General features: G+C 38.4%; 5 protein-coding genes and 1 pseudogene. 3 read left to right on the top strand and 3 right to left on the bottom strand.

All coding sequences use genetic code 11. The annotated features are described in order from the left end of the window. From AC1DND_RS21830 to glmS, 3 genes and pseudogenes are all read left to right on the top strand, one after another. Positions 1–680, top strand: a 680-nt coding sequence (locus tag AC1DND_RS21830) for a segregation and condensation protein A (RefSeq protein ID WP_477584720.1), incomplete at its 5' end; no start/stop codon positions are given. Between the two features lie 47 nt (positions 681–727). Then, a pseudogene (gene glyA, locus AC1DND_RS21825) lies at positions 728–1666 on the top strand (serine hydroxymethyltransferase); the annotation flags it as partial. Positions 1667–1768: 102 nt separating this feature from the next. After that, on the top strand, positions 1769–3607 hold the full coding sequence (gene glmS / locus AC1DND_RS21820; protein WP_477584719.1) for a glutamine--fructose-6-phosphate transaminase (isomerizing): 1839 nt from the start codon (positions 1769–1771) through the stop codon (positions 3605–3607). A gap of 561 nt (positions 3608–4168) precedes the next feature. Here glmS and AC1DND_RS21815 read toward each other — a convergent pair. The 3 genes from AC1DND_RS21815 to AC1DND_RS21805 all read right to left on the bottom strand — a co-directional run. After that, positions 4169–5461 carry a hypothetical protein gene (locus AC1DND_RS21815; RefSeq protein ID WP_477584718.1) on the bottom strand — a complete coding sequence of 431 codons (1293 nt, stop codon included), beginning with the start codon at positions 5459–5461 and terminating at the stop codon, positions 4169–4171. 106 nt (positions 5462–5567) lie between these two features. After that, the gene (locus AC1DND_RS21810; protein ID WP_477584717.1) at positions 5568–6209 is read right to left on the bottom strand and encodes a ComF family protein; all 642 of its coding nucleotides are present in this window, start codon (positions 6207–6209) and stop codon (positions 5568–5570) included. 725 nt (positions 6210–6934) lie between these two features. After that, a partial coding sequence (locus tag AC1DND_RS21805) for a hypothetical protein (RefSeq protein WP_477584716.1) occupies positions 6935–7140 on the bottom strand: 206 nt, incomplete at its 5' end.

Below are 7140 nucleotides of genomic sequence, written 5' to 3'. Positions count from 1 at the left end.
TCTTTATAGAGCGGGATGAACTTAATATCCAGGATGTGGAGATTGCCAAAATCACCAACGACTTTTTGGCCTATATCCATCAGCTCCTAGCTTTAAATGTAGAAGTTGCCAGCGAATTTATCTTAGTGGCTGCAACGTTGATGCGCATTAAATCTAAAATGCTTTTGCCAAGGATTGAGGTTGATGAAGCCGGAAATGAAATTAATGCTGAACAAGACCTTATTGCAAGGCTTATCGCCTATAAGCAGTTTAAATCTGCAGCAGAAGAAATGAAAGTTTTTGAAGAGGAACGGTTTAAACAAGATCAGCGGGGTAATATTGCATATGATTTAACCCTGGCCGCTGCATCTTCCAGTCATCAGGATGAACTTTTATCATTGGATCTCTATAAACTTTTAACCGTTTACCACCGAACGATGCAGAAATATGAGCTGCGCAGCGAAGAGGTTAAACACACCGTGGTACAATATCCTTACACTATCGAGCAGCAAAAACACTTTATTGCGAATTTGCTCGATATCAATAAACAGATCGATTTTGCTTTAGTGCTTAAAAATTCGGATAATAAAGTGCATTTCGTTTATAATTTCCTGGCTATTTTAGAAATGTTGCAGCAACAAATCATAGAGATAACCATTGGGAGCGGCTTTAACAACTTTAATGTGAAAGCATTATCCTAATACGGCCTAAATTAAATTTGAATTTCTTACTTATCGATAGAGCATAAGAGTTGTTCGGTGCAGCATGGGTAAACGTTCAGCCGCACTCTGGCGCACAAGCTAACGCAGCAGTAATGCTTGCCGTTTTGCAGCCAGGCGATAAAATATTGGGATTTGATCTTTCTCATGGAGGTCACTTAACGCATGGCTCGCCTGTTAACTTTTCGGGTAAACTATATCAGCCTTTATTTTATGGGGTAGAAAAAGAAACCGGATTAATTGACTATAAAAAATTAGAAGAAGTTGCTTTAGCCGAAAAACCTAAATTAATTATCTGCGGTGCATCTGCTTATTCCCGCGAGTGGGATTACGCTTTTATCCGTGCAGTAGCTGATAAAATCGGTGCTTTGGTTTTGGCCGATATTTCTCACCCTGCAGGTTTAATCGCAAAAGGATTGTTGGCTAACCCACTTCCACATTGCCATATTGTAACCACTACAACCCACAAAACTTTACGTGGCCCACGTGGGGGTATGATTATGATGGGACAGGATTTCGAAAATCCATGGGGATTAAAAACACCTAAAGGTGAAACCCGTTTAATGAGTAACCTGCTCGATATGGCGGTTTTCCCTGGTACACAAGGTGGTCCGTTAGAGCATATTATTGCGGCTAAAGCAATTGCTTTTGGCGAAGCTTTAAGCGAGGAGTACGGAACGTACATTAAACAAGTTGCAGCTAATGCACAGGCAATGGCCAAAGCATTTGTAGCTAAAGGATATGGCATTATTTCTGGTGGCACAGATAACCACTTGATGCTGATCGATCTTCGAAATAAAAATATTACTGGTAAAGTAGCTGAAAATGCTTTAGAGAAAGCAGAAATTACAGTGAACAAAAACATGGTTCCTTTCGATGATAAATCGCCATTTGTAACTTCAGGTATCCGTGTAGGTACTGCCGCAATTACTACCCGCGGTTTAAAAGAGACTGAAGACAAGCAGTTACATTAATTTGTAACTGCTTTTTTTTGTGAAGTAAGTTTTTCGCCCTAATGATGCAAAACAAACGTTTGTTTTATATATTTGACCAATAAAATGATGTAACTTATGTGTGGAATAGTAGGCTATATTGGCTACAGAGAAGCCTGGCCAATTGTATTGAAAGGTCTTAAAAGATTAGAATACCGGGGTTATGATAGTGCTGGTATTGCACTGATGAACGATAGTGGTCAGCATATTTATAAAAAGGCTGGAAAAGTAGCTGTTTTAGAAGAATATGCAGAAGACAAAGATAAGTGTGGTACAATTGGTATGGGACATACGCGATGGGCAACTCATGGCGTGCCTTCCGATCGAAACTCTCATCCCCACACATCAAATGGCGGGAAGCTGTCTATTATCCATAATGGAATTATCGAAAACTACGCCACCTTAAAAGAAGAATTGACTAGTCGTGGCCACGAGTTTAAAAGCGATACGGATACAGAGGTATTAATTCACCTGATTGAAGAAATCCAGGAAATTGAAAATATTGATCTTTTAGAAGCAGTTCGTTTGGCTTTGCAGGAAGTGAACGGTGCCTACGCCATCGTGATTATGGATAAAGAACACCCTGATCGTTTAATTGCTGCGAGGAAAGGAAGTCCGATGGTAATTGGCGTTGGAGCAGGAGAATATTTTATTGCCTCTGATGCTACCCCGATTATTGAGTATACTAAAACCGTAATTTATTTAAAGGATGGCGAAATCGCCCTGATTACCAAAAATGACCTTTTAGTTAAACAATTGGATAACGTAGTGCAAACCCCTTTAATTCAAGAGCTACAGCTAAAACTAGAGATGTTGGAGAAGGGTGGCTTTGATCACTTTATGCTTAAAGAAATTTATGAGCAGCCACGTTCAATTAAAGATTGTATGCGTGGACGTATTTATCCTGAAGAAGGAAAAGTTCAGCTTGGCGGGATCAAAGAATTTGCAGAGAAATTAAAAAATATAGACCGGATCATTATTGTGGCCTGCGGAACATCGTGGCATGCAGGTTTGGTTGGCGAATACCTGATCGAAGAATATGCCCGTATACCTGTAGAGGTGGAGTATGCTTCAGAATTCAGGTATAGAAATCCAATTATCACCGAAAAAGATGTGGTAATTGCCATTTCACAATCCGGCGAAACTGCTGATACCATGGCGGCCATCGAGATGGCTAAAGAACGTGGAGCAACTATTTTTGGGATCTGTAATGTTGCGGGGGCTTCCATCCCGCGTTTAACCCATGCCGGCGTTTACACCCATGCTGGTCCAGAAATTGGCGTAGCTTCAACAAAAGCATTTACTGCCCAGGTAACGGTTCTAACCTTGATGGCCTTTTACATGGCGCAGCAAAAAGGAACCATTACCACCTCAAAATTAATCGAGCTTTTAACCGAACTGGACCATATCCCTGAAAAAATTCAGGTTGCTTTAGAATCGAACGATCTGATCAAAGAAGTTGCAGAAAAGATCAAAGATTCTACCAACTGTTTGTTCTTGGGAAGAGGTAGTGGTTTCCCTGTGGCCTTAGAAGGTGCCTTAAAGCTTAAGGAAATTTCTTACATCCATGCAGAGGGTTATCCTGCAGCAGAAATGAAGCATGGGCCTATCGCTTTAATTGATGAAGAAATGCCGGTGGTTTTTATTGCTACGCAGAATTCATCATACGAAAAAGTGATCAGCAATATACAAGAAGTAAAAGCAAGAAAAGGTAAAGTGATTGCGATTGTAACCCAGGGAGACACGGAGGTGAAGAAAATGGCCGATTACTGTATCGAAATTCCTGATGCTAATGAAGCCTTTTTACCACTTATAGCAACTATTCCACTTCAGTTATTATCGTATCATATTGCAGTGATGCGTGGTTGTAATGTAGATCAGCCTAGAAACTTAGCTAAATCGGTAACTGTAGAATAATTTTATAACAAACAAATAACCTGAATTCGATAATTAAATACTGATTGATATCTAAACTCAGTTTTGGGTTAAATCGGTCGTCACCCTGAATTTATTTCAGGGTCTTTCCTGCCAAAAAGGATGCTGAAACAAGTTCAGCATGACGATGAGATTAGGAATAAACCTTGTCTGATAGTTATTTTTACAATTTAATAATCGAACTCAGGTAAATAGATAAAGCTTTGCATTAATTTGTAGCCACTTTTTTGGTTATAGGCGTATTCAAATAATTTATATATTTTGATATTGATGAATTAAAACGGCAGGGGGGAAAGCGGGGCTGCAGGCTGCCATAGGTACCAATGCTAAATTCTAAAGAAATAAATCTTGTTGGAGATTAAAGCGATGTTAAAAAAAATAGCTTAAAAATTTAGTGGCAACCCTATAATCTTAAAATCTTGGTAAAAGTAAAGGGCCGATATTCTTAGAAGAAATATCGACCCTTACCATCTAAATTAACGCTCTCGAATATATAAACGGAAATTATCGCCGTTTTGTTTTGAGAAAATAAAAAAAAATAAATTATTTCTCGTAACTGCCTAAGGTTGAGGGATAAATTCTTGCATTTCCTTTCGCATCCTGATTAAGGTAATTAAAGAAATACGGATCAGTACTTAAATCAGCTCCCTTTTTTCTGACGATGCTACCGGGAGATACTCGAAAATCTTCTAGATCTTGATTAATGAAAAGAGGATCGGTATTTAAAATGTTGCCATTGTTGCTGTAAGCGCTGTTGGTAGATCGGATTAAATTGCTCCATAAATTGAATTGCACTATTGCAGACGTTTTCTTTTGGATATCCAATTCATTCGTTAAACTCCCCCATATGATATTATTGGTTAAATCTACCTGAAGTTTGTTATAAGCATTTGCCGATAAATAATCTGAAAAACTCAGAGAGGCAGTTTTACGCGGGAAATTTGAGTTGTAACCAGCAAAAGTATTCTGTTTTAAGTTGTAATTCCCTCCCCCTACTGCATATATTAAGTAATTTCCGCAGTTATACATCACATTATTAAATGCAAGCAGTTCCGAGTGGTAGCCAATGTAAGCCGCCACCTGCATGTTTTTAATTATACTGTTGCTTAAAATTAATTTGGGGTTGTTGTTAATGGCCAAAGAATCGGAGGTAATGCCAACAGATGCATTTTTGATGATCGCATTTTTAATAAGTCCACATCCAGTCCGTTTTAAGAAAATCCCTTTCCATTGCCCAGGCTCATCACTATATATGTATTCCAGCCTATCGCTACAAAATAGTACAGGTTCAGCAAGGCTGCCATTAACCACTAGATTCCCTTCTATGTTTAAATTTGCATCCTTGTGAAAATAAATTTTAGTTCCAGGTTGGATCGTTAGTGAGCCCCCGCTCTTAACAGTTAACGATCCATTAATAATGTAGGGTAGAGCTTTTGTCCAGATGGTATTGGCATTAATTGTCGATTCGTTAACAAATACAGCATTCTGTCCATAAGCTAAAAGCTGAATTACCTGTTTATTCCCATTTGTATTTAATATGATAGAATCTTGAACCAGAAAGGGCAGGTTAGTTGAATTTGGATTGATCGAAACTTTGACAAAGAGGTTTATAGAATCCCGGCCGTTTATAATGAGATCATTTTTGCTCTGCGTTTGCTCCCCGTTAATGTTAATGCTAAAAGCCGAAGTATTGCCACCTGATAATCTGATTTCGGAAACTTTAACCGCATCATTATTTTTGTTGACAATCTTTATTCTTTTAGTTGTTGATCCTACTGAAGTAAAGATGGTATCAAATAATACTTCTTTATTAGAGATGTTTAGTTTAGCATTCATATCTGTGGTTATACGCTCCCCTTTCCGGCAAGCTGAACCAATGAATAAAATTAAAAGCACTAAACCAATATTTAAACGCATAAATCAAACTTAGAAAAATGTTTGGCTACTTACAATAGCCTTCAAGCGTTGCCCCAGTGGTAATTACATCGTCAACCAGTAAAATATGTTTACCAATTATATCTTCAGCAGAATTTACCTGAAAAACATCTTTCATATTTTCATACCGGTTATACCTGCTTTTTTTAGTTTGACTCTCCGTTGAAGTAGTCCGGATAAGGTGATCTTCACTAATATCTATTCCCATTTGTGTTGCAATTCCTTTTGCAATAAAGCTACTTTGGTTATAACCCCTAATCTTATATTTTTTACGATGTAAAGGAACTGGGATAACCATGTTGATATCTTGATAAAGAATTCCGGTTTTTAGCCGTTCTCCTAGCATATTGCCTAATAGTACCCCAACATCGGTTCTGCCATTATATTTTAAGTTATGGATTAAGTTTTGAACCTTCGCTCCTTTTCTAAAATACAACATGGCCATTGCAGCATTAAGTGGTAAGCGGCCCCATAACTGCTTGGCAACCCTATTATCTGCATGTTGGTGATAATCGGTAAAAGGAAGGTCGTATAGGCATTTTAAACAAATCAACTCTTCGTGGCGAAACAAAGAATTGCCACATGCATTACATAGATTTGGAAATAGTAATCCAAATAAGTCAGAAGTCCATTGTTTAACCAAAAGCATCTAACTAATTTATAAAATATTTTTGATTTCCGAAGTTTAAGAGGCCAAGGCGATGGAAAGGGCTTCGGAACACTAGAGATTGAATTTTTAATCTTTTTTAGCAAAGCAGGTTCTTACTACTATATAGGTATGATTTCAGTAAATAACTTCCGAGGTTTAAAAGAGCGGGGTGTAAGGATAACTTCGGAAGTTTGCCTAGTGGTATATTGTTTGTGATTTTTAGGAAAGCAGGTTCAGTACTACTATGAGGGTTTGTTCCCGCTTTTCATTGCAAGTCCTCGCTGCGCTGTGGGCTTTCCATTGCAATCGGGTTTATTCTGCAGGGTCTTCCGAAGTTTCGGAGGGCCAAAGCTCAGGAAAAACTTCGGAAGTCTAAGGGCAGGGGAGTGCATAAACATTATTTGTTCCAGAAAGTTTTGCCCACTGCAACATTTTTTCTGTCTGAAAACCATGTGGTTAACAGAATCCTTTCGTTGATCCGTAAAAAAGCTTTGCGTTAGTGTTAATTTTTTCTACTTTTGCATCCCGCTTCGGAGGAAGGGTTTTGAATGAAAGGATGGCGCAGGGGATAATGAGAGCGGGATTTATTTTAAAATAAATGTTGCGGAAGAGGAAAAGATTGCTACCTTTGCMGCCCGTTCGGGAATGACGGAAAGCTGGTTAACATCAGCGTATTGAAAAGAGGGGAATAGGAAAAAGAGGGGGTTAAAAAAATAAAATTTATTTTATTTGTGATTCCGGAAAAGATCCTTACCTTTGCACTCCCAACGATAAGGAAGGGTAAAAGAATCGGAACGGCGGATGTCGGGAAGATAGAAAAAAAAGATTGAGATAAACAGAAACACAGGAGAGAGGAAGAAGACTTTCCGCAACTGAAGTTTAACGATATATAAGTGATCGGCCGCGAGGTTTACCAGATCAACAAGTTCTT

The organism is Pedobacter sp. 01N416, from assembly GCF_056399685.1.
The sequence above is the reverse complement of the archived record's forward strand: the minus strand, read 5'-3'. Positions and strand labels throughout refer to the sequence as shown.